Source organism: Pseudoalteromonas sp. T1lg22 (assembly GCF_002964645.1).
GTDB lineage: Bacteria > Pseudomonadota > Gammaproteobacteria > Enterobacterales > Alteromonadaceae > Pseudoalteromonas.
The window spans coordinates 584058-584511 of sequence record NZ_PQBY01000013.1 but is presented as its reverse complement, the minus strand read 5'-3'; the positions used below and the strand labels follow the sequence as shown (position 1 = coordinate 584511).

The 454-nt window shown below is 59.3% G+C and carries 1 protein-coding gene; it reads left to right on the top strand.

All coding sequences use genetic code 11. The annotated features are described in order from the left end of the window. On the top strand, positions 1-454 hold a 454-nt coding region (locus tag C2M24_RS16370), incomplete at both ends, for an Ig-like domain-containing protein (protein WP_233999531.1).

Genomic DNA, 454 nt, shown 5'->3' with positions numbered 1-454 from the left:
ATGACAGTGACCGACGCTGCCGGGAACACAGGCACGGTCACCGATACCACCACCCTAGATACGGGCGCACCTTCGGTGACCATCAACGATGACGTTACCAATGACAGCACCCCAGCCTTGATCGGCACCATAGATGATCCAGAGGCGAGCATAGTGGTAACCGTTGAGGGTGTGGATTACGCCGCCACTAACAATGGCGACGGCACCTGGACCTTGGTGGACGACACCTTACCAGCGCTTATGGACGGTAGCTACCAAGTCACCGTGACCGCCACCGACGCTGCGGGTAACAGCAGCATGGCCACGGGCAACTTAGTCATTGATACCAGCGCGCCAACCACGGGCGATGGTGCGAACAGCATCATGTTCAACGACGGCGGCGATGAGCAGTTAAGCGCGAGCGAAGCCACGAACGTCAGCTTCACCGGCAGCGTTGAAGCCGGTGCCACAGTGA